Source organism: Klebsiella sp. GW_Kp181, assembly GCF_040062315.1.
In the GTDB taxonomy this organism is placed as follows: Bacteria; Pseudomonadota; Gammaproteobacteria; order Enterobacterales; family Enterobacteriaceae; genus Klebsiella; species Klebsiella oxytoca.
Genome location: NZ_JBEAFR010000062.1, coordinates 37,942 through 62,687 on the forward strand (window position 1 = coordinate 37,942; position 24,746 = coordinate 62,687).

Here is a 24,746-nt window from a genome sequence, read left to right on the forward strand (position 1 = left end):
TTTGCTATGACTAAGGCTATCGCGACAGAAAATGCGCCGCAGGCAATTGGCCCCTATATCCAGGGCGTGCGCAGCGGAAATTTTATTTTTACATCTGGTCAGCTACCCATCGATCCGCAAACGGGCACTATTCCCGAGTGCGCCGAAGGCCAGACCCGACAGAGCCTCGAGAATATTCAGGCAATCATTGAGGCCGGCGGCCTGACGGTCGCCAATATTTGTAAGATGACTATCTTCGTCAAGGATCTGAACGAGTTCGTCGCCATTAATGATGCCTACGCGGCGTTCTTCACTCAGCGTAACGCTTCTTTCCCGGCGCGCTCTTGCGTAGAGGTCGCCCGGCTGCCAAAGGACGTTAAAGTAGAAATTGAAGCTATCGCCTGGCAGGGATAACTCACGCGAAAGACGGCTCAACGGCGGCTTATTAGCCGCCGTTTTTATATCAAGGAGAGTGCTATGTCGGTAAAACATTATCTCAACAGCTTAGCGCGCGTCGCGCTGGTTGGTGGCGTCACTCCCGTTCAGCATCTGCAGCGGCTGTCGGAATATTTGCAGCGCGATATCTCTATAAAACGTGACGATATTTCGCATCCTGGCATGGGCGGTAATAAGCTCAGAAAGCTAGAGTTTCTGGCGGCAGATGGGTCTGAAGTGCGCAGCGCTGCTGGAGAATCCCATTCAAACCGCGGAGCCTAACTATCTCTGCAACGGCAACCATCTGCTGTTTAGCCTGATGGGCTGCGAGTCAGAAAGGGTTGCAGAACTTTACGATCCGGATGCGTAGCTGCAGCAGTTCAGCGAGCGGCTTTCGGCAGAAGGGGCGAAACCCTATATTGTTCCCGTCGGCGGCTCAAACGCGCTGGGGTCGCTGGGCTACGTTGAGTGCGCGCTGGAGATAGCGGAGCAGTGCGAGCAGATGAATCTCAAGGTGCAGTCCGTGGTGGTGCCCTCCGGCAGCGCGGGGACGCATGCCGAATACCGCAGGAATGGAGGCGGTGGCGTTGCTGGCGCGTCTGGAGGGGATCATGCTTGATCCGGTCTATACCGGCAAGGCGATGGCGGGCCTGATCGATGGCGTGAAAACAACGCGTTTCACCGGCAGCGGGCCGGTGATGTTTGTCCATACCGGCGGCGCGCCGGCGCTCTTTGCTTACTATCCTCGCGTCTGAACAACGACGTTAACCAAAAATCGAACCACGCCCGCGCGTGCATGCCGGCGTGGTTTTTTTTACATGCTGCGGCGGAGGGGCACTGGACGCTTTACCGCCGGACAACGCCCGGCATCCATTCGTCCAGCGCCGCGTCAAACCTAATAACGCTTGTGCGCCATGATTTCGATAATTTGTCGGTCGGTATGCTGCATGGCCCGACCGGCGATGGCGCAAAGATTACGAATGGAGTTTTCCACATCGCGATCGACGATACCGTCGTTGCCGGAAACAACCGAATTATCCAGCGCCAGCAGAACCGCTTTCCAGGCGGAAGAGATGCTGGTGGACACTTTCATTGCGCAACTACCGGAAGCGCCATCGCATATGATGCCGCTGACGTCGCCAATCATGTTATTAACCGCCATGGCGATGGTGTCAAAGCTGCCGTTCATCAGCCAGATAATCCCCGCCGCGGCACCCATTCCGGCGGTGGTGGTGGCGCAGAAGGCCGATAGCCGCGGAAGTTGACAGTGAATATAAATGGCGACCAGATGTGATAGCGCCAGCGCGCGGGCCAGCTGCTGCTGGCTGGCGTGAAGACGCTCTGCGGCCACGACCACCGGCATGGTGGCGGTGATGCCCTGGTTGCCGGAGCCGGAGTTGGTCATCGCCGGCAGCGATGCGCCGCCCATGCGGGCATCCGACGCGGCGCTGGTGCGGTAGAGGATCTCGTTAAACATATCATCGGAAACCAGTCCTTTGTCGACCTGGCGCTTTAGCGTCGGGCCGATATGCAATCCCCACTCTTTGCTCAGCCCTTTCTTTGAAAGGGCGTTGTTCATTGCGCCAGCCTCGAGCATAAATTCCAGCGTCTGCGCAGGCGCTTCGCTAACGAAATCATAGATCTCGCGCAGCGAACTGTGGGCGACCTGCGCCAGCGGATCGCGGGTGGGAGCGGCGTTCGCGCTTGCGTCCTTAACAAACAGAGGCTCACCCATTTTCTCAATCGCCACCACGTTGGTGTGGTCGCCGGTGATGGTGACCGTCGCATGCTGGTCGCCCGCGTAGACTTTGGCGCGAACGTACAGAATCTCGTCGCAGGGTTCCTGTAGCACCACGCGCACGGCGCCAACCTCAAGTAGCGCCCTGGCGGCATCAATTTCCCGACCGGTGGCCTTGTTAAGCACTTCCAGATTCGCCTGCGGGTCGCCGGCGATAGCGCCGAGAGCCGCGGCGATAGGCAAGCCGGTCATCCCCGTACCCGGGATGGTGACGCCCATACCATTTTTCATCAGATTCGGCGAGACCGCAGCTTCGATCCGCACAATCGCGCCAGAGAGCTGCTGCGCCGCCACGGCGCAGGCGAGGGCGACAGATACCGGTTCGGTACAGCCTAATGCGGGTTTCACTTCCTGTTTTAATGCCTGAATAAACAGGTTCCATTTAGCACGATTTTCCCGGTGTGACATGACTGAGCCTCTGGAGCGGTGCAGAAAAATGGCCATCGAGGGGATGACTTTCTCCTCGACATTGATTTGCGCCTGCGGGCCAGAAAACGGCGCGGCTCGCAGGAACGATAATCAAAATATTACCGCACTCAGCAGAGAAAAAAGTTGCACGTTCAATTTGTAAAATAGCGCTTTGGGAGAAAATTTTTCTTTAAAAAGCGCGTTGCAAACGGCTTTATGGCGAGGGCTGCGCTGGCGGGATAAAAAAACCGGCAGAGTAGCCGGTTTGGTCGTTAGATCTTACAGGCGTCGCCGCAGTCATCATCGGCCACAATGGCCTGCGCTTTTTTATCGGCATCTTCAAGTCGTTCAGCGTTGCGCTCTTGCGCTTCTTCCAGTCCGCTAAAAACCAGGTTATCGAGATCAATTTCCATGCGTTACCCATTTAAGTTCAGTGTTGACCGTGTGCAAGTATAGGCAAAACGGCAGGCGGATGCACCCGGCCTGAGCCCCGGTAGCACATAGCGGTAAGCGCGGATGTTTTATTGCGCAAGGCGAGACGAGAAAAGGCGTGGGCGGCGACAAACAATAGTTGAGCGAATATTTCATTTTTAGCCATCAAATTGTTGAATGTTTATCACGCTATTTGTTAAACAAATCGACAACGAGCGCCACACTGGCCATTGACTTGTAAAGATTATGCTAATATTGCCGTGCTTATGGATGTATCTATGGATTATGGTCAATGGTATCGACAACCGCAGTAGCCGCCGTCAAAGAATGGCGGAAACATAATAAATTTATTTGTCAGGTTAAACTCAGCTATAAAAAGGTACTGCGTAAATGCAGAGAAATATCTTTAACCGGAGGGAAATACAAAGAATATCAGACATTATGCGCCAGCTATGCTTGCGCGAAATTAACGGGAGCCACCGAGGGGCTGGTTAACTTTGAAGATAAACCCTTTAAAGCCTATTTAAATAAAAAGATGTCAAAAAGAGCGAAACTCGATATCGCTCATGGCGCTTTGAATTTTATAGAAAAAAGCTTTCGTCCCGAGGCCTTGCCGCAGCTGTATGATATGGCGAACTTTGGCCGTACGCTTATCGCCATTCCGCTGAAAAACGGTAGCAGTATTGATGTGAAGCTCCTGGCATCGCCTTTTCAGGAGGAAGGGGAGCTCATGCTGTTAATGTTCCTTGGTGATAAACGCGTCTACAGTATCTGTTTTTCCTGCACTGACGATGGCCGCGCCTGGATTGGCGGTATTCAGGGAGGGAAAGATATCGATAATGAAGAGGTGAAGGCGCTGACGAAAGAGCTTCACGGCACCCGTCCTAAAAACTTAATTATCACTCTGCTGTACGGTTTTTTAGCCTTTTTCAATATCAAGGAGATCTATGCTATCGACAGTGATTTTCATGTTAAAAGCGACAGAGTAAAAACCCGTTATTCTGAGCTTTGGCTGGAAATTGGCGGCGAGAAGCATCGACGCGGCTGGTATAAATTACCGCCAACCGAGATTAAGAAAAGCCTGGAAGAGGTTAAAAGTAAGCACCGTAGCCAGTTTATCAAGCGTGAAGGTCTGAAGGAGCTGGCGCAGTTGGATCTTGCCGCCGCGCTAGGCGACATCTGCCTCTGCCGTAACGCCGGATAAGCATAAAGTGAAGATTGTCGACCCGCAGGGGGCTGCGGGTCGACAATCGTTTTGCCCTTCATCTTTCCTCGCCTCAACTCCGCGCGTTCAGCCTTACAACCGCTTCATCTGATAAATTAGTTTTATAAATTAAAAAATTTTAAACATTTCATGCGTGATAGTTTTACATTATTTTTACAAATACATATAATTCCTTACGTTCTTCGCTCTGCCTGAGAGCGTCCAACCAACATGATATGCGGTCTGTGCCCTTATCGGTCTGATAAGGCGCTGTTTATATAAGATGTTTTGGTTTTTTCGACTGACGTCGTATGGGATGAAATATGGACGAACGACAAGGTAGCGGAAGGGGAATTTTCTTCACCGCCTACCGATTACTCTTTGTATTACTGAGCTTTGGCATTGGGCTCTTTTTCACCATCTGGGGGGGCAAACTCCTCTCGCTGGGCGGCAGCGCCTGGTATCTGCTCGCCGGTATTGCTTATCTGCTTATCGCCGTCGGCTATCTCGCCCGCAGTCGATATGTCCTGCCTTTTGCCATTCTGACTTTTCTGTTGACCCTTGCCTGGGCGCTGTATGAAGTGCAGCTCAGCTATTGGGGACTGATCCCACGACTGGTGGTGCCTGCGCTGATGCTGATGCTGGCGCTGTGGCTGTCGGCGACGCTGCCGATGCCGCGTACGCGGGTACGCTACGCCAACTGGAGTGCTTCGGCGATTTTCCTCGTGCTGCTGGCGACGCTGGTCTCGGCCTTTTACCCGCACGGCGGTATTCATAACGGCGTGGTGAAAGCGAGCGACGACAAAACGCCGACCCTGGCTGCCAGAAGCGATAACTGGGCGTTCTTCGGTCGCGATGCCTCCGGCACCCGTTTTGCGCCGTACGAGGACATTACGCCGCAAAACGTCAAAAACCTGAAAGTCGCCTGGACGTACCATACCGGCCGGCGGCTTACCGGCGCCGGGATTGGCGTCGATGAAAATACCCCGCTGCAAATTGGCGATACGCTGTACTCCTGTACGCCGCTGAACGTGGTCACCGCGCTGGATGCGGATACCGGTAAAGCGCGCTGGCGTTTTGACCCGCACGCGCAAACCGCCGAGCACGTCACCTGCCGCGGGGTTGGCTATTGGGATGCGCAGAGCGATGATTCTCTGAGCGCAGAGGAGAAGGCCAGCCCGTCGCTGCAGCAGTGTCCGCAGCGTATCCTGGTGTCTACGGTCGACGCCCGCTTGATCGCCCTGAACGTCAAAACCGGCGAGCTGTGCGATGACTTCGGCGACCACGGTAGCGTTGATCTGAAACAGGGTATGGACAATACCGAAAACAGCAAACGCTACCATCCGACCTCAACGCCAGTGATTATGGGGCATATTGCGGTGCTCGGCGGCTGGGTGCGCGATATCGTGCACGGCGAACCCTCCGGCGTGGTGCGCGCGTTTGACGTCCGTACCGGCAAAGTGGTGTGGGCGTGGGACGTCGGCCAGCCGGAAAACGTGACCGATCCGGTAAAAGGGCGCGTCTACACTCTCGAAACGCCGAACGTCTGGACGGTGCCGGGCTTTGACAAAGAGCTGAATCTGATTTATCTGCCGACCGGTAACGGTCCGCCGGACTACTGGGGCGGCGATCGCAACGCGGCCAAAGAGAAATATGGCTCGTCCGTGGTGGCGGTGGATGCCAGCACCGGGGAGACGAAGTGGGTCTTCCAGACCGTGCATCATGATATCTGGGACTATGACCTGCCGTCGCAGCCGGTACTGTTCCATATGAAAAACGACCGGGGTGAAGAGGTTCCGGTCCTGATCCAGACCACCAAAACCGGGCAGATTTACGTGCTCGACCGGCGTACCGGCAAGCCAGTGACTCGCGTAGAAGAGCGATCTGTGGCCCACGACGGCGCGGAAGGCGAGCATCTCTCCGCCACCCAGCCGTTCTCCACCGGCATGCCGCAATTGGGCGTCGAGCCGCTCACCGAGAAGTCGATGTGGGGCGTGACGCCGTTCGATCAGCTGATGTGCCGTATCGACTTCAAAGCGTCGACTTATCTGGGTATGTACACGCCGCCGTCAGAGAAGCCGTACATCGAATGGCCGAGCCTGCTGGGCGGCATGAACTGGGGCGGTATCACTATCGATGAGCGCACAGGAACGCTGTTCGTCAATGATATGCGGATGCCGCTGAGAATGTCGCTGGTGCGCAAAGAGGATATGGCGAAATACAAAGTCTCCACCGACGAGGTGCCCGGCTTTATGGGGACCGTGCGTCCGCAAATTGCCGGGCCATACGGCGGCGTGCGGATTGATATCTTGCAGTCGGCGCTGGGCGTTCCCTGTAATACGCCGCCGTTTGGCACCATGAGCGCCATCGACCTCAATACCCGCCAGCTGATGTGGCAGGTACCGATGGGATCGGTAGAAGATACCGGTCCGCTGGGGCTGAAAACGCACATGCATATCCCGCTGGGTATGCCGACGCTGGGCGGCCCAACGTCCACGGCTTCCGGACTGGTATTCTTCGCCGGTACCCAGGATAACTACCTGCGCGCGCTGGATTCCGCTACCGGTAAAGAGCTATGGCGCGCTCGTCTGCCGGTAGGGGCAGTGGCGGCTCCGCTGATCTATAAATCACCGAAAAGCGGTAAAGAGTACGTGGTGATCTCCGCCGGGGGCGCCAGCCACTCGCCGGACGTGGGCGATGATATTATTGCCTTCGCGCTGGAAGAGTAGCCGCAGCCGGTTCGTTCTTACGCAACTAACCGCCCCTGCGTGGGGGCGGTTTTTTTATGCTCTGAAGATTACCCGGCGCTAAACCGCGTGACAGGCGACGAGGTGGCCGTCGGCAACCTCCCTTAGAAGTGGAATATCACGGCGGCAGCGGTCGCTGGCCTGCGGGCAGCGCGAGGAAAAACGACAGCCGGAAGGGGGCCGGGACGGGTCGGGAATTTCACCTAGTAGCGCCGCGACCGGCTCGCTGTCCGGATCGAGGGTCGGTACCGCCGCCAGCAGCGCCCGGGTGTAGGGGTGCAGGGGGCTGCTGAATAGCGCATCGCGGCTGGCGGTCTCTACTAACTGACCGAGATACATTACCGCTACGTCATCGCACAGATGCTCTACTACCCCCAGATCGTGGGAGATAAACAAAAACGTCACCCCATGGTCGTCGCGCAGGTCGGAAAACAGATTGATAATCTGCGCCTGAATCGACACATCGAGGGCTGAAATCGGTTCATCGGCAATAATAAAATCCGGGTTTAAGATCAGCGCACGGGCAATGCCGATGCGCTGACGCTGGCCGCCGGAAAATTCGTGCGGGAAGCGGTTGTAATGCTGCGGAGACAGTCCGCAGATGCGCATCACCTCAAGGGTTTTGTCATACAGCTCCGCCCGGCGACAGAGTTTATGTTCCAGCATCGCCTCGCCGATGGCGACGCCAATGCGTATGCGCGGGTTTAATGAACTGTAGGGGTCCTGAAAAACCAGCTGGATTTTAGGCCGCAGCGCGCGCATCGCCTGCGGCGACAGTTCGGCAAGCTCCTGGCCGCGAAACTTCACGCTGCCGGCGGTCTTCTCGTATAGCCCCAGCAGCGTGCGGCCAACGGTGGTTTTCCCGCTGCCGGATTCGCCTACCAGGCCAAAAATCGTGCCCCGGCGAATCTTAAAGCTCACGCCATCCACGGCCCGCAGCACGCCGGTCTGCTGGCCGAATAGCCCATCGCGTAGCGGGAAGTGTTTTTTTAGCCCATCCACTTCAATCACGTATTCATGATTCATGCCACGGACTCCGAAAGTTCAATGTAAAAGCAGGCGGCCTGCCGGTTATGCCCCGATAGCGGCGGAATGCTCTGTCGGCAGCGCGCGGTGGCTTTTGCGCAGCGCTCGGCGAAGGCGCATCCGGCGGGAAGGGCGGCGAGGTCCGGTACCTGACCGGGGATTGAGTAGAGGCGTCGCCGCCGCTCCCCCGGCACAGGGCGCGAGGCGATCAGCCCCTGGGTATAGGGATGCTGCGGGTTACGCAAAATGGCGGCTGTCGCACCTTGCTCAACGATACGCCCGGCGTACATCACCACCACGTGTTCGGCCATCTGCGCGATAACCCCGAGATCGTGAGTAATCAGCATCATCGCCATCCGGTTGGCTCGCGCCTGGTCGCGCAGCAGTCGCAGGATCTGCGCCTGCACGGTGACGTCCAGCGCGGTCGTCGGCTCATCGGCAATCAGCAGCTTCGGTTGGCAGCTCAGCGCCATGGCGATCATCACCCGCTGCAGCATGCCGCCGGAAAGCTGGTGTGGATAGCTGGCCATCAGGCTATCCGCGCGCGCTAGTCCAACATCAGCCAGAAGCTGGATAGCGTGCTGCCATGCGATCTTCGGCGACTCGCCGCGGTGGCGAATAAGCGGCTCGCACAGCTGCTCGCCGACGGTGAGTACCGGATTAAGGGCGCTCATCGGTTCCTGAAAAATCATCGCCAGCTGATTGCCGCGTAGATCGGCCATATGGGCATTTTTCAGCCGCAGCAGATCCTGATCCTCGAAAAGTATCTCCCCACCGTCAATGCGCGCCGCCTGCGGCGGCAGCAGGCCCATTAATGACATGGCGGTAACGCTTTTACCGCAGCCGGATTCGCCGACGACGCCAACGGTCTGCCCGGCGCGGATAGTGAACGACACCTCCTGCACCGCGCGTACCCGGCCTTTGTCGGCGGCAAAAGAGACCGAAAGTTGATTAAAGGTAATTAATGCGCGACTCATTTCAGCCTCTGTTTCATTTTGGGGTCCATGGCGTCGCGCAGGCCATCGCCCAGCACGTTGATGGCAATGACGGTGATAAAAATGGCGATCCCCGGCGGCATCCATAGCCAGGGGCGGCGCTGAAAATCGATCAGGCTGTTAGCGGCGTCCATCATATTGCCCCACGACGGCGTCGGCGGCACAACGCCAAGCCCGAGGTAGCTAAGTGCAGACTCGCTGAGAATAGCGTTAGCCACCGCCATCGTCGCCATCACCACCAGAATCGGTACCGTATTCGGCAGCAGATGACCAAACAGACGGCGCCGCGCCGACAAGCCCAGCACCTGGGTCGCCAGCATAAAGTCGCGCTCGCGCAGGGAGAGGCACTGCCCTCGTACCAGCCGGGCAAGCTTCGGCCACTCCAGCAGGCTCAGCATAACTACCACCATATAGATGCGTGAATCCGGCGAGAAATCGAGCTCGGAGAGCATCGCTCCCGCGACAATCAGCAGCGGCAGGCCGGGGATGGTCATCACCAGATCGGCAAAACGCATGATGAGTTTATCGGTCAGGCCGCCGGCGTAGCCCGACAGCGCGCCGAGCAGATAGCCAAGGGTGACCGACAGCAGCATGGTCAGCAGGCCGATAATCAGCGAAATGCGTCCGGCCAGTAGCAGGCGGGTGTAAATATCGCGACCGAGAAAATCGGTACCCAGCCAGTGCTGCGCGCCGGGTGGCTTGTTGATCATCAGCGCGTCGGTAGCATCGTCCTTCCACGGCGACCACAGCGGCCCCAGCGTGCACCAGAGGGCCATGATAACCAGCAGCAGCAGGCACAGCATCGCCAGACGATTGTGACGCAGCGCCTGCCAGGCCTGACGCCAGGGGGACGGCGTAACCTGCGCCAGCGCCGGAATTTCCGCGTCGCGCAGGCGTCGGTTGGAAGAGAACAGGGAGCTGAGCATCAGGACCTCACGCGAATGCGCGGGTCGACCCACGCGTAAAGCACATCGGCAAGCAGATTGCCAAGAATGGTGAGCACCGCCAGAAACAGGGTGAATCCCATTAACACCGGGTAGTCGCGGGCGGCCAGCGAATCAATATGAATATGTCCAGCCCCGGGCCAGTTAAATACTTTTTCGGTGATGATCGCCCCGGAAAACAGCCCCGGCAGCTCGAAGCCGAGCAGGGTAATGATCGGCAGCAGGGCGTTCCGCAAGGCGTGCTTCAGGATAACCGTGCGTTCGCGTAGCCCTTTAGCGCGGGCGGTGCGGATAAAATCCATTTTCACCACCTCGAGCATGCTGGCGCGAAAATAGCGGGTCAGGCTACCTGCCTGGAGCATCACCAGCGCCAGCACCGGCAGCACCAGATGGGCGGCAACCTGTAGCACATAGCCCCAGCCGCTGTCGTCACTGCCGGTACGGGTCATGCCGCCAACCGGCAGCCAGTGCAGGTCGACGGCGAACCACTTGATCAGCAGCAGACAGAGGAAAAAGGTCGGGAACGACATGGCGGCGAAGACCGCGACGCTCACCAGATGATCGAACAGCGAGTTGGGCTTCAACGCCGAGATTGCGCCGACCGTCAGACCAATCCCCCAGTAGAACACCAGCGCCACGCTGGCCAGCAGGAAGGAGTTCCAGATGTACTGGTTAAGCAGCTGGCTGACCGGAATCTGGTACTGCAGCGAGAACCCAAGATCGCCGCGCAGCAGCTGGCCAAGCCAATGGATATAGCGGGTGAATAACGGCTGGTCCAGACCGTAAATCGCCTTCAGTTCGGCGGCGCGGGCGGCGGTGAGGGTGATATTGCCGTCGATAAAATCGCCCGGCGTTTTGGCAAACAGCATAAAGATAATGAATGAAGCCAGCAGCAGCATCGGCAGCGTTTGCAGCAGCCGTCTCAGGATGAAATTTCTCATGGCATTCTCACGTCAGCCGCCGGACATCCCGGCGGCTGGGGATTTACTTAACGATTTTAACATCCGGCAGGCTGCCGGTCAGGCCGTTGTAGATATCCGGTTTGAAGCCGCTGACCCGGGCGCTGCTCGCCGAGAGAATTTCGCGGTAGCCGAGAAGGATCACCGGCGGGTCCTGCGCCAGTACCTGATACAGCTGGTGGTAGATAGGCTTGCGTTTCTCAACGTCGAGCACCGAGTTACCTTCGGTAATCAGCTTATCGACCTGCGGATTGTTATAGCCGGACTCTTTCGCTTCCGCGCTGTAAAAATCCCACACGCCATCATGCGGGTCGTTAAGGGTGCTGGTGCTGAACGACGCCAGATCGTAATTACCCGACTTACGCTGCGCCATCAGGGCGTTGAAATCGACGACCTGCGGTTTTAACAGGACGCCAATCTGCTGCCAGTTCTCTTTGGCGATGGGGATCAGCGCATCGTTAAGCACTTTCTTACTCACCAGCAGGGTTAACTCCAGGCGTTTGCCCTCTTTGACGCGGATACCGTCCGGTCCCGGTTTCCAGCCGGCATCGTCCAGCAGCTTCTTCGCCTGCGCCGGGTCATAGTGATACGGGTTCACTCCGTCGGCGTTCCAGGCCCAGGAGATTGGCGCGATAGGCTCAATCGCTACTTTACCGTAGCCCTGGTAGACCACATCAATCAGCTTCTGGCGATCGAGGCCGTAAATCAGCGCCTGGCGTACCTTGATGTCCTTCAGCGCCGGGCGGCGGACGTTAAACTCCACCTGGCTGTAGTCGCTGGAGCCGTAAAGATTGATGTTGGCAAAGCCGAGCATTTTCAGCTGTTCGATATCGTCCGGACGCGAGGTAAAGGCGTCGTAGTCGGTTTCGCCCGTCTGGAAGAGCTGAAAGTTGGTCGCCGGGTTGGTCACGCGATAGATAAAGCGCGGAGTGGGGGGCGTACCGCGATAAAAATGGCTGTTGGCGTGGAAACGAATCTCCTGGCCGGGGATATATTTGTCATAAACGTAAGGGCCGTTGCCCAGCGGTTTGCCGTGCAGGGTGCGCAGATAATCGAGATTGCCGCGCTGGTAGCCTTTGCCGTAATACGCTCTGGAGAGTACCGGACCGCCAATTTTTGCCAACGTCGTCGCGCCCGGCTGGGTGGTGGTCACCTGGAGCGTCAAGGGATCCAGCACTTTCAGACCGCTGACACTATCGGCTTTCGCCGCTTTGTACTCCGCGCCGCCGGCGATATTGGCGAGCGTAATATCGGTATCGCCGTCGTATTTCGGGTCCAGCAGCACGGTGAGGGTAAAGGCGACATCGTCAGCCGTCAGCGGCGAGCCGTCGCTAAAGGTCAGATTGGGTCGCAGCTTGATGGTGTAGACCTTGTTGTCCGGTCTGACCGTCCAGCTTTCGGCGAGACCCGGCACCAGTTTGCCGTGGCTGTCCCAGTCGATCAGGCGGGAGAAGATCACGTTGGTGACGTTTTCATCCCAGCCGTTGACGAAGAAGTAGGGGTTAAAAATGCCCTGTGGCTCGGAAATGCCGGCCACGACGGTATCTTTACGCAGCTTTGCCGCTGCGGGGATCTGGCTGGCATCGCTGGCCGGGGTGATCCCTTCTTTTAAGATCTCGTCGGCGATGGCGACAGAAGAAAATGCCACCGCGCCGCCGAGCAACGCGATTTTCAGAGCAAGCGCGAACCGCGTCTGTTTGGTTTTTAACCCGTGCAGTAGTCTGGACAAAAGTGCTCCCTCATCAAAGAATTGCGTAGTGTATTTACAAATCATGACGAAAGATAAGAGGCGCTTAGCGCCCTGTCTAACACCGAAAGGCTATGGCTTATAGCAATTTAGCATTAGCAATAATTCAGTATTAATCTGCCACTTTTGCGCTAAACGCCAGCATTCTCCGCTGCCGTATCGCCGGAAAGGGTTAAGCGGTCAGCCACCCAGCCGGCATGCTGCTGTAAATGAGGATTGGCCAGCGGCTTCGCCAGGCGTATCCGCAGCTGGCCAATCACTCGTCCCTGAATCTGCTCGCAGCTGCCGTATAACAGGCGGGCATCGGCGCCCAGCAACGCGGCGATGCGCTGTAAATCCGGTTCCTGCCCGCTGCTGCCGTCAAAATGCAGCGTGACCAGCTGCTGGTTTTCGCTCAGCGAGAGTCGTTCTTCCGCACGGTCATGATGGAGCGTGCCGAGCAGGCTTTGCGTGACAGCATGTCCGGGATGACCAAATACTCGCCACACCTCGCCCTGTTCGATAATTTCTCCGTGCTCAAGCACCGCGACCCGGTCGCAGAGGGTGCGAATGACGTCCATCTCATGGGTGATCAGCACGATGGTCAAACCAAGGCGCTGGTTGATCTCTTTAAGGAGTTTTAGTACTGCAAGGGTATTTTCCGGGTCGAGGGCTGAGGTGGCTTCGTCACACAGCAGGATCTCCGGCTGCGTGACCAGCGCACGGGCGATACCGGTGCGCTGCTTCTGGCCACCGGAAAGCTTAGCCGGCCAGCTGTCGCGCAGATCGCTGAGGCCGACAAGCGCCAGGATCTCCGCAACCCGTTTCTGCCTTTCCGCCCGCGGTACCCCGGCCATTTTCAGCGGCAGCTCAACGTTCTGCGCCACCGTTTTGGTCGCCATTAAATTAAAGTGCTGAAAGATCATCGCGACCCGCCGGCGCAGGTCGCGCAGCTGGCTGCGGGAGTAGTGCCGAGTATGTTCGCCGTGAATGGTAATCTCACCGCTGTCGGCGTTTTCCAGGCGGTTGAACAGGCGCAGCAGGGTTGATTTTCCGGCGCCGCTGCGGCCAATAATGCCGAAGATTTCTCCCTGAGCGATCTGCAGATTAATATCCCGCAGCGCCTGCACGCCGTTGGGGTAGGCTTTACTTATCTGGCTCAACTGAATATGCGTTGTGGCGTTGGGTTTTTGCGTCACGATGGCGGCTCTGTTAACGAAATTAAACGGCAGCCTGCAGGCTGCCGATGAACATCCGGCGATTAAAAACCGGGCAGGATTTTGCCTTTATAGCGGGTGAGAATGAAGCTGCGCACGCGGTCTGAGTTCAGGGCTTTCGCCAGCTTCTGAATGCCGGGATCGTTGATGTTGTCGGGACGCGCCACCAGATACTCGACGTACAGGTCGCTGCCTTTTTCCACCAGCAGCGCCTTGTCGGTATCAATTCCGGCCTCCAGCGCATAGTTGGCGAAGATAAACGCCAGATCGACCTGATTCACCGCCCGCGCCAGCATCGCGCCTTCCAGCTCGCGAATTTTAAAACGGTGCGGATTAGCGGTGATATCTTTGGTCGCCGACTGCGGATCGCGCGGGTTTTTCAGGGTAATCAGCCCGGCATTGCTGAGCATCACCAGCGCGCGACCGGTATTCACCGGATCGTTCGGGATGGCAACGGTGGCACCATCCGGTACCTCTTTGATTGTTTTATATTTGCTCGAATAAGCGCCAAACGGTTCAATATGCACGCCGACCACCGGCAGCAGATGGGTGTGGCGGGTCTGGTTGTAGTTATCGAGGAAAGGGCGGTACTGGTAGTAGTTGGCGTCGAGATTTTTCTCCGCCAGCTGCTGGTTAGGCTGGATAAAGTCGTTAAAAACTTTAATTTTCAGATCGACCCCCTGTTTCGCCAGCTCGGGCTTCACGAACTCGAGAATTTCGGCATGGGGGACCGGCGTCGCGCCCACGGTCAGCGTCTCGTTGGCGCTGGCGGATAAAGCGAAGAGGGCCAGGAGCCCGGCTGCGAGTGTTGTTTTTTTCATTGTCTTATTCCTGAAGCTATTGTTATTTGCGGCTCATCGCCTTCACCAGACGATCGCCGCTCATCTGTACTATCTGCACCAGAGCAATCAGCAGCAGAACGGTTATCACCATCACGTCCGTCTGGAAGCGCTGATAGCCAAAGCGGATGGCCAGGTCGCCCAGCCCGCCGCCGCCGATGACCCCCGCCATGGAGGTATAATCGACCAGTAAAATCGCGGTCACGGTCACGGCGGCAATAAGCCCGGCGCGCGACTCCGGCAGCAGGGTGTGCCAGATTAGCTGCCAGGTGTTGCCGCCCATCGACCAACTGGCCTCCACCAGACCGTGCTCCACCTCGCGCAGCGCGGTCTCAACCAGCCGGGCAAAGAAAGGCGCGCAGCCGACAACCAGCGGCGGAATGGTGCCTTCAACGCCCAGCGAGGTGCCGGTAATCAGCGTCGTCACCGGGATCATCACAATCAATAAAATGATGAAGGGCAGCGAGCGCAGAACGTTGACCCCCAGCGACAGCAGGCGATAGAGGCGCGGAGCATGGAGCAGGCGAGGCTGGCCGCTGAGATAGAGCACAATTCCCAGCGGTAGGCCAATCAGCACGGTAAACCCCAGCGACCAGCCCAGCATGGTCAAGGTATCGAGACTGGCCTGCGCCACGTCGCTCCAGTCGATATCAGCAAAAAAAGCCAGCGCGCCGTTCATCTCAGTTCCAGTCATGGCGTTGTGGAGGAATGCCGTTCAGCACCCAGTTGCCCAGCAGCTGATATTTCCAGCGCACCGGATCGTGCAGGGTGTGGACGCGGCCGTTGCGCCAGTGGCGATCAAGATTGAGGGCGATGCTGGTTGAGCGGGTGCCGCTAAGCTCAAACAGGCGGCTGGCGGCTTCCAGCGCCGCTTCGGTGGTAAAGACCTTGGCGCGCGCCACGGCGATAGACGCCTGAGCAACGTTATCCTCGCTCAGTGCGTATTTATAGCGATCGAGCACTTTGCCGGCCCGCTCCAGCAGCGCATCGGCGGCGGCCAGCCGGCTGTCAAGCTGGCCAATATGGTAGATAGTCAGCGGGTCTTCGCTGGCCCGCTCCACGCCGGCATCGATCCACGGGCGAGCAAACTGGCTGACAAAGTTCACCGTGTCGTTAAGCGCCGCGCGGGCAATCCCCAGGTCGATAGCGGCGGTGGTGAGCTGGGCAAACGGCCCGGCAAGGGTTGGCGTCGCGTAGGATTTCCAGGTCGGGAACAGGTGGAAAGGCTCGACGACAAGATTCTCCGCCAGGACCGTTCCGCTGGCGGTGGTACGCTGGCCGAGGCAGGCCCAGTCGTCGATGACCGTCAGCCCAGCCGATTCGCGCGGCACAAACGCCAGCTGAGCGTTATTCTCTGCATCGAGCGCCAGAATGCCGATCCAGTGGGCGTAGAGCGAACCGGTGCAGTAGCCTTTTCGACCGGTGATGTGCAGACCGCGTTCGCTGGCCTCCAGGCGAGTGCGGATATCGAGTACCGTCTTGCCGCCGGTTTCAGAAAGCGCGTTGGCAAAGCGATAGCCTTGCAGCACCTGAGCGAAGAAAAATGCCTGCTGCTCTTCGCTGCCCTGCAGACGGATATCCTCCAGAAGACAGTAATGGTTCTGGGGAATTTGCCCCAGCGACGGGTCGGCGGCGGAAATAATCGCTATCACCTGGGCCAGCGTGGCGGCGGATACCTCGGCTCCGCCCCATTGCCGCGGGACGGTGATACCCCACAGGCCGCTATTGGAGTAGGTATCGATAATCTCCGGCGGCACGCTGCCGCTGCGATCGCGTTGCGCCGCGCCGGGCTGCAGTACCGCCGCGATTTCATGGGCGATGGCGATGGCTTCGTCATCGCTGCGGATAACGTATGCCTTTGGCGTCTGGCGGCAATAGTGAAGGGTCTGTTTTTCGTCGGGCATAGTCACTCTCATGGTTAACAAACGGCATATGCTAAAAATAGCTAAGTAAATGCCTAATAATTCCAGTGGGTTATATAACTGTTAAAGCAAAGGCTATGCCAGAACGCGTTTCTTATTTAATGTTTATTAAACAGCAAGTTAGCTTTTTTGGTACGTGCTCGTACTGCTGCAATTGCAACGCAGAATGAATCAGCGTGTTGGATTTGCAACAGTGGGCAGAGTGAACAGGCCGGGAGTCATGCAGGCGTTTCGGCCCCGGCTTACCGGGGCTCGAGTGTCGTTGAGGGATGGCGGGGAATTATCGCGCCTGCCAGAGGATCTCCGGTTGAGCAAAATTTTCTTCGACGCGGGCAAAAAAACGGCTGGCGTGCAGGCCGTCGACAAAGGCGTGATTGAATTTGCCCGCGACCGGAATAATACCGTTTTTCAGCTTGCCCCAGGTGAGGGCGGGCACCGACGCGCCAACGTAATACTCAGCGTGAGTCATGGCGCTGAAATGCAGCCACGGCAGGCAGCTGGCGCAGAAGAAATTTTCGCCGTTGACGATAAGCGGCGCTGGCGCGGTGTGTTTTGCCGCCTCGATATGTGGCGTGGCGGCCTGGCTGAAGGCGGCAAAATCGGCGGCATTCTCGCACCAGACCTGGCGAAAACCTTCCTGGGCGGTCATCACTGGCGTCATCACCGCCAGCTGGTCATATTCGATAATATCGTCGCCCAGCAGCCGCTGTTTAAGCTGCGGCACCTCGTTCGCCGCGCGCACAAGGGCGAAGAGGGCCAGCTGGAAAAACGAGACGCCGCGATCTTTCGCGCACTCATATAGCCGCTGCGCCTCGACAGGAACGCAGAGATTAAAGCTGGGATTGGCAAAACCGCGATAAAAATCAAAATGATCTTTTCGCGGCCAGGTTTGTTTGTCAATGACGTGATAGTTGGCCACGGGCGTCTCCTGTTGAATCACTGTCTGACACTATGCGACGATTTCAATCAGGTTGCCATCGGGGTCTTTAATCACCGCTTCATAATAGCCATCACCGGTGGTCCGCGGCGCAGAAACCAGAATATCCTGCTCAGCGGCGCGTTTTGCCAGCCTGTCGACGTTCTCCGCGCCGCCAACGGTTATCGCCAGGTGCACCCAGCCGGTGTGGTTATTATCCGCCGTCAGCGCAGTCAATCCCGGCTTGGTCATCAGCTCAATGGCAATATCATCGCCGATCCTGACAAAAAAGGATTCAAACCCCGGGTTGGTCTGACTGCAGTACTTCTCATCTATCTCACCGTCGAAGAAGGCTACCCAGAAGCGGGCCTGTTGCTCAAGCTGACGGGTCCAAAGGGCGATATGGGCAATTTTCATGGCAAACCTCGATATAGGGTGTGTTGACAGTCAGGGCACGAATGCACGATTATGCACTTTATTGCTCGATGAACAATCTTTCAGGAGTTATTTTTTGCTCGATTATGCTGCTTTTCCTAAACAACGACAAGCGCTTATTTGCCAGATCCTCCAGGAGAACGGCAGAGTGGTTTGCGCCGAACTGGCCAGTCGTCTGAACGTCTCCGAGCATACGATTCGCCGTGATTTACATGAGCTTAGCCGCGAGGGATACTGCAAAAAGGTCTACGGCGGCGCGGTGATGACCCTGCCTGAAGCCGGTGACTACAGCGCGCGCAAAGAGAAAAATACGGCGACAAAAAGCAGAATCGCGCAGAAATGCGCAAAGCTGGTGAAGCCCGGCGGCTGCATATTCATTGATACCGGCACCACCAATCTGGCGATGGCGGAGGCGCTACCGGCGGAGTTGGCGCTAACGGTGGTCACCAACTCCCCCGAGATCGCTGCCGTATTGCTCAAAAAACCGCTGTATGACGTCGTGATGCTTGGCGGGCAGATCCAACGCGCCACCGGCGGCTGCGTGGGGGCCTCCGCCGTGGCGCAGATTCAGGGTATGCTTTTCGATCAGGGGTTTATCGGCGGCTGCGCCATGGCGCCTGAGTCGGGCTTGACGGGCTTTGACTATCCCGACTGCGAATTTAAAAAAGCGGTCATTAAACAGTGCAGCGAAATTATTGTCGGCCTGACCTCCGATAAGATCCCGGCGGTGGCGCGCTTCGTGGTGGTCGAGAGCAGCGCCATTGACGTACTGGTCGTGGAGGAAAATATCAGCCGGGAATATCGCGACGCGTTCAGCGAGCACGACATCCGTATTTATACCGTTTAAACGGTATGTTGGCCTACTTTGACAGCGAAGTGGCAATCAGGCGCAGGCCGAGCGCGCCCAGTACCGTGGCGGTGACGATATCAATCTTACGCTTCATGCGCAGATAGACGCTGCGCGGGCGGGCGGAAGAGAGCACCAGCGCCACCAGCGAATACCAGCTGACGTCGATCAGGAAGCTCATCAGCGGCACGATATAGTAAAAGGCCAACGGGATGCGTTCCGGCAGCAGGGCGGTAAAGATAGAGGCGAATACCAGCGCCGTTTTCGGGTTGCTGAGCTGGGTATAAAGGCCATCGCGGAAGGTTTTCAATAGTGAATGTTCCGCCGCCATGCCGCCTGCGGCAAAATCCATCGGCTGCGCCGCGCCGCGGTAAATTTTATAACCCAGCCACAGCAGATACAGGCCACCCGCAACCTTCAGGCCGATGAACATTTCCGGCACCGCCGTCAGCACTTTTTGCAGCCCCATCATGGCCATTATCGAAAAGATAGCCGCCCCCGCGCCGGTTCCCAGCGCGGTGACCAGACCGTGCACCCGCGAGCGCGCAACGGCGTTGCGGGCCACGTAAATAAAGCTTGGACCGGGGCTGATAACGCCCATAATGAGAACCGCGGCAATGGCCATCAGGCTGGATAAGAACATAAGCGCTCCTGGTTGATGTTGAGCGCTAAAGTCGCATGGGGCTCCGGCTCATCAATGTTTTCTCTGTAAAAAAATAAACAATCTTTACCGCGCTGTCACCAGGCTTTGCGGGACGATGTTTTATCTCATCCTCGAATAACGATTCCCATTTCGCGCGTCAGTGATAAACTGGCTAAATGTGATCTTTGTCATATCGTCATTAAAACAGAGAAAAGAGACACTGCTATGCAACATATCATTGAGGGCTTCCTCAACTTCCAGAAAGAGATCTTCCCGCAACGTAAAGAACTCTTCCGCAGCCTGGCATCCAGCCAGAATCCCAAAGCGCTGTTTATCTCCTGTTCCGATAGCCGTCTGGTCCCGGAGCTGGTGACTCAGCAGGAGCCGGGTCAGCTGTTTGTGATCCGTAACGCCGGGAATATCGTCCCCTCATTTGGCCCTGAACCGGGCGGGGTTTCCGCGACAATCGAGTACGCCGTCGTCGCGCTGGGCGTGACCGATATCGTCATCTGCGGCCACTCTAACTGCGGCGCGATGAAAGCCATCGCCACCTGCCAGTGTCTGGAGCCGATGCCTGCCGTGTCTCACTGGCTGCGCTACTCCGACGCGGCGAAGGCCGTCGTGGAGAAGAAAACCTGGGCTAACGAGACCGATAAAGTCAACGGTATGGTGCAGGAAAACGTCATCGCCCAGCTGAACAATATTAAAACCCACCCCTCCGTTGCCGTCGGCCTGCGCGACAGCACGTTGCGTCTGCACGGCTGGTTCTACGATATTGAAAGCGGCGACATTCGCGCGCTGGATAAAAACAGCAAAACCTTCGTGTCGCTGTCGGAAAACCCTGACGTCTATTTCGAATAAATTCCTCTCAGGGCACGGAAGCCCTGCGAAGCCCGCCTTCCTGCCATAAATTTCCCGTCTGCCATACTCATTACGACTTCCTGAATGATTCTGAAGGAGATGTGATGATTACGCTGTGCGCAACCTGCGGTACGTCTTACGACGATCGCGGCAATACCCTGAACCATTGTCGTATCTGTGAGGATGAACGCCAGTACGTCCCGGCCAGCGGACAGGCCTGGATTAAACCTGACGATCTGATCGCGACGCATATGAATAAATGGCAGCAGCATAACGAACGGCTGTTGAGTTTCAGGACGGTACCGAAATTTGCTATCGATCAGCGCGCTTTTCTGCTGCTCACGCCGCAGGGGAATATCCTGTGGGACTGCATCGCTAATCTTGATGCCGCCAGCAAAACGCTGATTACCGCGCTTGGCGGAATAAAAGCGATCGCCATTTCTCATCCTCACTACTACACCACGATGCAGGACTGGGCAGCAGCCTTTGATGCGCGCATTTATCTTCATGCCAGCGATCGCGAATGGATCATGCGCGATAGCCCTGCCATCACATTATGGGAAGGGGATGCGCTGGAGATCCTTCCGTCGGTACGGTTGCTGCGCCTGGGTGGGCATTTCGCCGGGGGAACCGTTCTGCACTGGGCAAAAGAGGGAGGTATTATGCTGGCGGGAGATATTATCCAGGTCACGCCGGGCGCACGCGCTGTTTCTTTTATGTGGAGCTATCCTAATCTGCTGCCTTTGGCGGCCCCCAGCGTCGAGATTATCGTTGAGCGTTTGGGCGATGCACCCTTCGGTGCGCTGTATGGCGCCTTCGAAGGGCAGAACATCACCAAAAATGCCCGTCAGATCGTACTGGATTCAGCGCAGAAGTATCTCGACTGTCTGCGCACGACGGCGGGCCGCTGAGAGGTCCGCCGCCGCAACGGGTTACAGCACGCCGTCGCCGCCGTCGGAGCACCACACCTGGCCGGAGGTGAAGGAGCAGGCATCAGAGGCAAGGGTAACGTACAGCGGCGCGATCTCCACCGGTTGCCCTGGACGGCCCAGCGGCGTATCGGCGCCGAACTGACGCACTTTTTCATCCGGCTGGCCGCCGCTTGACTGCAGCACCGTCCAGTAAGGGCCGGGCGCGACCGCGTTCACCCGGATACCTTTCGGCCCCAGCTGTTTAGCCAGCGACTTCGTGAATGCCACCAGGCAGGCTTTGGTTTGCGCGTAGTCCAGCAGGATGGGGCTCGGCTTAAAGGCCTGCACGGATGAGGTGTTAATAATTACGCTGTGTTCTTTAAGATGACGCAGGGCGGCTTTGGTGATCCAGAAGGCCGCATAAACGTTGGTTTTAAAGGTGGCGTCAAAGTCGGCGGTGGTTAACTCTTCCAGCGACTCGCAATATTGCTGGCGTCCGGCGTTATTGACCAGAATATCCAGTCCGCCGAGTTGGCTGGCGGCCTGCTCGACCAGGGATTCACAGAAGGCTTCATCGCGCACATCGCCCGGAATCGCTACGGCTTTACGCCCTTCGGCCTCAATCAGGGCAATCACGGTTTCAGCATCGGACTCCTCTTCCGGCAGATAGTTGATCGCCACGTCGGCGCCCTCGCGGGCGAAGGCGATCGCTACCGCGCGCCCAATGCCGGAATCACCGCCGGTGATCAGCGCGCGCTTACCTGCCAGCCGACCGGAACCGACGTAGCTCAGTTCGCCGTGATCCGGCTGCGGCTTCATCTCTTCGGCAAGACCCGGCGGCGATTGCGGCTGGTCAACAAAGGGGGGACGGGGATACTTCGCGGTATTGTTAGCGTTCTCGCTCATACTGACCTCCTCGTGTTAAAAGATTAAGCGTAGTTGCCAGGTCAGCCTGTCGTGGATGATTGACGAATAATCGAACGGATTCGTTTTTATAATTTTTGCGCTTACGTTCATCTCTGAACGGTAATTTACTGATTGCCGGGAAACTTTTCGAAATGTGAGGCGGTAGAGGCGTTTAGTATTTTAGGATTATTCTATCGCAAGCCTGACGGTATATTTAGCGCATTTTATTGCGGCCTGGCGGTAATATTTTCTCCGCCTGTCGCGCCAGGAAATATATTTCTCAGACGATTCATTAGCCATTAGCTTGTGAAAATGAACATCAGCACCCAGACTTATTAAGACAAGATGAAAATACGCCGGAGGTGTTGTTGATGAAAAAGTTACTGCCAGTTATTTTTTGTTCGTTGATGGCTCAGGGCGTTTTTGCCGCGGATGATGGCGGGTTTAAAAAAGACGCTGCGCCGCCGCCGCCGCACAAGATTGATGATGGCTATCGTGGGACCGAGGACGGGCGAATCATGACCGTGCGCCAGGCCATGGAAATGCATGATGGGGCCACCATCTCATTACGCGGCAATCTTATCGAGCAGCAGGGTGATGACCGCTACAGCTTCCGCGATAAAACCGACACCATAGGGGTCATTATTCCCGCGGCAGTTTTTGATGGCCGGGAAGTGAAGCCCGATCAGATGATCAGCATTAACGGCAGTCTCGATAAGAAAATGACGCCGCCAGTGGTGCGGGTCGACCGGATCCAGAAATAACCTTGCAAACAGGAGGAATTGATGTCCGTACAGCATCCAGCCGACCCGGATAAACGCGGTCGTCATCCGTCGAAAGAGGATCCGCGCGAGCAGGGTGAAGTTCCGCGTAAAAGAGACGACAGCGAAGATCATAAAGAAGATCCCTGGCATCCCCAACCTGAAAAACGCTAAAACTAGCCGCCGTTAACGGGCGGCTAGTTCTCTTTCTTAAAGATCGAATGGCGCTAAACGTAGGCGTGAGCGGCTCGCCGGCTGCGATATCGCCCTGGCTATTGCTGCGCCGATCTCCGCGCAGGCGGTAATCCCCTGAACGAAAGGCTGGTCGTGCATCAGCCAGGGGATTGCGGCGAAGGCGATACGCCCGCGCGCTACGGGCGGCTCTCTTAACGTATAGTCGTCGCCAACCTCCGGGATCTCTTCGCCCGTCGCCATCAGTTGCTCCCTCAAATGCGGGAAGGGGAGATCTTTATTTTTCAGCGCTTTTTGCCCCCTCGCATCAATAAACACGTCAAACGTATAGCGATTTTGCCCGCTGGTAATCACCGTCTTCTCCTGCTGCACCGCCATATCATAATCATGCCCTAAGGCGAGAATGCCGATCGCGCCCGCTTCGCGCAGCGCCAGCAGTCGGCGGATAGACTCCGAAGGAATGGCGGCATAGCAGTCAATAAAGACCCGGGCAAGGCCGTTTTTGAATCGCTCCCGGTCGCGGTCATTAAGGTGGGGCACCATCGCCTGAACGGCTTCATGCAGCCGCAGAATAACGTAGCGCCAGGGGACCGTGTAGCGCGCGCGCTTGTTACGCTCAACTTCTTCAAGGTTATCCATCGCCCAGTGGAAAGGGTTATGCTGCTGGCGTTTAGCAAACCACGCTTCGCTGAAGCTATCGGCGTTAAGGCTGTGAAGGGCGATATTTTCGCTCCACAGGGGGTCGGCCAGGGCAATTTCCTGCGCCAGCAAAGCAAAGACCCGGTCAAGCAGGCCGTCGCTCCCCGCGGCGATGGCATTTTCCATCGCGCTGTCGGTGACGATTTCCAGCGGCTCCCAGGGAATAGGACAGTAAAAATCCGCTTCCGGAAGAATGCCGGAGCGCGACATCAGCACGATGTGCAGCGCCTGACTGGTTTCGTTGAGCCTGAAGGTGAGCGCCTCATCGTCGGAACCGAGAAACTGACCGTGCTGGACGGCGACGGCCATTGCGGCATCAATTCCGCTTAGCGAGGTGCCCATAATTCCCACCCGGCAGGGCGGAATGGTGGCTTCCATCAGCCCAGACCACGGACTGGGAAACCAGGTGCGGGTTGACTCTTCTTCATCCGGCCAGACGTGACCGGTGGCAAGCACCGCGAGGTCAAACACTTCGGCGACGGGCTGCTCCTCAACCCACAGCCTCACTCCTTCTTCGGTCGCCTGCAGGTCGCTGACCCGACAGGACTCATTGACCTGGACGTTAAATCCCAGTTCCCTGGCCTTTTCGACCAGCGCAAGAAACTGGTCGCGAAAATATTCGCCCAACAGGATGCGCGGCAAAAACTGGCGATCGTGCAATGTTTCATACTCTACGCCATAGCGCGCCAGGCGCGACGGGCTCTGGGCTTTTAGCCAGTCAAGATAGGTGCTTTGTACAGGAGGGATTTCAATACTGGCGATATTGGCCAGCATCATGCGCGAATTCTCTTCATCGCTATAGGGCATACCCACGCCCGCTTCCTCGGCCTGCTCGTAAATTGACACGTCCAGCGGTTCGCCCTGTTTAAGCAATGAGAACAGGGTATAAATCCCGGTAGGACCTGCGCCGATAATGGCAATTTTCTTCATAATGACTGACCCGC

24 protein-coding genes and 1 pseudogene are annotated in these 24,746 nt (G+C 57.1%); 9 read left to right on the plus strand and 16 right to left on the minus strand.

The window, feature by feature from the left end; translation table 11 throughout:
- The first annotated feature begins 6 nt into the window (after positions 1-6).
- Positions 7-393, plus strand: a complete 387-nt coding sequence (locus ABLV11_RS15505) for a RidA family protein (RefSeq protein WP_125286434.1) — start codon at positions 7-9, stop codon at positions 391-393.
- Between the two features lie 63 nt (positions 394-456).
- A pseudogene (locus ABLV11_RS15510) lies at positions 457-1,169 on the plus strand (D-cysteine desulfhydrase).
- Between the two features lie 140 nt (positions 1,170-1,309).
- Here ABLV11_RS15510 and ABLV11_RS15515 read toward each other — a convergent pair.
- Both ABLV11_RS15515 and ABLV11_RS15520 read right to left on the minus strand, forming a co-directional pair.
- A complete protein-coding gene (locus tag ABLV11_RS15515) occupies positions 1,310-2,620 on the minus strand; it encodes an L-serine ammonia-lyase, iron-sulfur-dependent, subunit alpha (RefSeq protein ID WP_126489225.1) in 1,311 nt (436 codons plus the stop codon).
- Between the two features lie 272 nt (positions 2,621-2,892).
- Positions 2,893-3,033 carry a hypothetical protein gene (locus ABLV11_RS15520; RefSeq protein WP_004102786.1) on the minus strand — a complete coding sequence of 47 codons (141 nt, stop codon included), beginning with the start codon at positions 3,031-3,033 and terminating at the stop codon, positions 2,893-2,895.
- 311 nt (positions 3,034-3,344) lie between these two features.
- Between ABLV11_RS15520 and ABLV11_RS15525 the strand changes: the two genes are divergently transcribed.
- Together ABLV11_RS15525 and ABLV11_RS15530 are read left to right on the plus strand one after the other, a co-directional pair.
- On the plus strand, positions 3,345-4,256 hold the full coding sequence (locus tag ABLV11_RS15525) for a DUF535 family protein (RefSeq protein ID WP_023321141.1): 912 nt from the start codon (positions 3,345-3,347) through the stop codon (positions 4,254-4,256).
- A gap of 323 nt (positions 4,257-4,579) precedes the next feature.
- The gene (locus ABLV11_RS15530) at positions 4,580-6,985 is read left to right on the plus strand and encodes a membrane-bound PQQ-dependent dehydrogenase, glucose/quinate/shikimate family (protein ID WP_224330213.1); all 2,406 of its coding nucleotides are present in this window, start codon (positions 4,580-4,582) and stop codon (positions 6,983-6,985) included.
- A gap of 78 nt (positions 6,986-7,063) precedes the next feature.
- Here the strand turns inward: ABLV11_RS15530 and ABLV11_RS15535 are convergent, their stop codons facing one another.
- From ABLV11_RS15535 to ABLV11_RS15585, 11 genes are all read right to left on the minus strand, one after another.
- Positions 7,064-8,029: an oligopeptide/dipeptide ABC transporter ATP-binding protein gene (locus tag ABLV11_RS15535; protein ID WP_224330214.1), complete on the minus strand. Its 966-nt coding sequence runs from the start codon at positions 8,027-8,029 to the stop codon at positions 7,064-7,066.
- Entirely contained in the window at positions 8,026-9,006 is a 981-nt protein-coding gene (locus ABLV11_RS15540) for an ABC transporter ATP-binding protein (RefSeq protein ID WP_224330216.1), read from the minus strand. The genes ABLV11_RS15535 and ABLV11_RS15540 overlap by 4 nt, the downstream gene beginning before the upstream one ends.
- Entirely contained in the window at positions 9,003-9,953 is a 951-nt protein-coding gene (opp4C, locus tag ABLV11_RS15545; RefSeq protein WP_094298936.1) for an oligopeptide ABC transporter permease, read from the minus strand. The genes ABLV11_RS15540 and opp4C overlap by 4 nt, the downstream gene beginning before the upstream one ends.
- Positions 9,950-10,909, minus strand: a complete 960-nt coding sequence (locus ABLV11_RS15550) for an ABC transporter permease (protein ID WP_049593044.1) — start codon at positions 10,907-10,909, stop codon at positions 9,950-9,952. Before ABLV11_RS15550 ends, opp4C begins: the two co-directional genes overlap by 4 nt.
- Before the next feature lie 43 nt (positions 10,910-10,952).
- On the minus strand, positions 10,953-12,656 hold the full coding sequence (locus ABLV11_RS15555) for an ABC transporter substrate-binding protein (RefSeq protein ID WP_224330217.1): 1,704 nt from the start codon (positions 12,654-12,656) through the stop codon (positions 10,953-10,955).
- A gap of 149 nt (positions 12,657-12,805) precedes the next feature.
- Complete coding sequence (locus ABLV11_RS15560) at positions 12,806-13,852, minus strand: methionine ABC transporter ATP-binding protein (RefSeq protein WP_004102769.1); 1,047 nt, start codon at positions 13,850-13,852, stop codon at positions 12,806-12,808.
- Between the two features lie 62 nt (positions 13,853-13,914).
- A complete protein-coding gene (locus ABLV11_RS15565) occupies positions 13,915-14,691 on the minus strand; it encodes a MetQ/NlpA family ABC transporter substrate-binding protein (RefSeq protein WP_004136719.1) in 777 nt (258 codons plus the stop codon).
- A gap of 22 nt (positions 14,692-14,713) precedes the next feature.
- A complete protein-coding gene (locus ABLV11_RS15570) occupies positions 14,714-15,388 on the minus strand; it encodes a methionine ABC transporter permease (protein WP_105890372.1) in 675 nt (224 codons plus the stop codon).
- A 1-nt stretch (position 15,389) separates the two neighbouring features.
- The gene (locus tag ABLV11_RS15575; RefSeq protein ID WP_049593046.1) at positions 15,390-16,613 is read right to left on the minus strand and encodes an SfnB family sulfur acquisition oxidoreductase; all 1,224 of its coding nucleotides are present in this window, start codon (positions 16,611-16,613) and stop codon (positions 15,390-15,392) included.
- A gap of 298 nt (positions 16,614-16,911) precedes the next feature.
- Positions 16,912-17,550, minus strand: a complete 639-nt coding sequence (locus ABLV11_RS15580; RefSeq protein ID WP_023329792.1) for a CatA-like O-acetyltransferase, family 1 — start codon at positions 17,548-17,550, stop codon at positions 16,912-16,914.
- A 30-nt stretch (positions 17,551-17,580) separates the two neighbouring features.
- Positions 17,581-17,964 (minus strand): VOC family protein, encoded by a 384-nt coding sequence (locus tag ABLV11_RS15585; protein WP_348855420.1) that lies wholly within the window; start codon positions 17,962-17,964, stop codon positions 17,581-17,583.
- Between the two features lie 94 nt (positions 17,965-18,058).
- Here ABLV11_RS15585 and ABLV11_RS15590 point away from each other — a divergent pair, with 94 nt between their 5' ends.
- Complete coding sequence (locus ABLV11_RS15590; protein ID WP_004102758.1) at positions 18,059-18,829, plus strand: DeoR/GlpR family DNA-binding transcription regulator; 771 nt, start codon at positions 18,059-18,061, stop codon at positions 18,827-18,829.
- A 13-nt stretch (positions 18,830-18,842) separates the two neighbouring features.
- Here the strand turns inward: ABLV11_RS15590 and ABLV11_RS15595 are convergent, their stop codons facing one another.
- A complete protein-coding gene (locus ABLV11_RS15595) occupies positions 18,843-19,472 on the minus strand; it encodes a LysE family transporter (protein ID WP_004102757.1) in 630 nt (209 codons plus the stop codon).
- 225 nt (positions 19,473-19,697) lie between these two features.
- Here ABLV11_RS15595 and ABLV11_RS15600 point away from each other — a divergent pair, with 225 nt between their 5' ends.
- Positions 19,698-20,333, plus strand: a complete 636-nt coding sequence (locus ABLV11_RS15600) for a carbonic anhydrase (RefSeq protein ID WP_004102756.1) — start codon at positions 19,698-19,700, stop codon at positions 20,331-20,333.
- A gap of 104 nt (positions 20,334-20,437) precedes the next feature.
- Positions 20,438-21,244 carry an MBL fold metallo-hydrolase gene (locus ABLV11_RS15605; protein WP_049593047.1) on the plus strand — a complete coding sequence of 269 codons (807 nt, stop codon included), beginning with the start codon at positions 20,438-20,440 and terminating at the stop codon, positions 21,242-21,244.
- 21 nt (positions 21,245-21,265) lie between these two features.
- On the opposite strand, the gene ABLV11_RS15610 is transcribed toward ABLV11_RS15605, so the two are convergent.
- Positions 21,266-22,150, minus strand: coding sequence for an SDR family oxidoreductase (locus ABLV11_RS15610; RefSeq protein WP_004113469.1), 885 nt, complete (start codon positions 22,148-22,150; stop codon positions 21,266-21,268).
- Between the two features lie 371 nt (positions 22,151-22,521).
- Here ABLV11_RS15610 and ABLV11_RS15615 point away from each other — a divergent pair, with 371 nt between their 5' ends.
- Together ABLV11_RS15615 and ABLV11_RS15620 are read left to right on the plus strand one after the other, a co-directional pair.
- A complete protein-coding gene (locus ABLV11_RS15615; RefSeq protein ID WP_004102737.1) occupies positions 22,522-22,914 on the plus strand; it encodes a YdeI family stress tolerance OB fold protein in 393 nt (130 codons plus the stop codon).
- Positions 22,915-22,935: 21 nt separating this feature from the next.
- Positions 22,936-23,085, plus strand: coding sequence for a hypothetical protein (locus tag ABLV11_RS15620; RefSeq protein ID WP_004102735.1), 150 nt, complete (start codon positions 22,936-22,938; stop codon positions 23,083-23,085).
- Positions 23,086-23,121: 36 nt separating this feature from the next.
- Here ABLV11_RS15620 and ABLV11_RS15625 read toward each other — a convergent pair whose 3' ends face one another.
- A complete protein-coding gene (locus tag ABLV11_RS15625) occupies positions 23,122-24,732 on the minus strand; it encodes an FAD-NAD(P)-binding protein (RefSeq protein WP_204724467.1) in 1,611 nt (536 codons plus the stop codon).
- Positions 24,733-24,746: the final 14 nt, after the last annotated feature.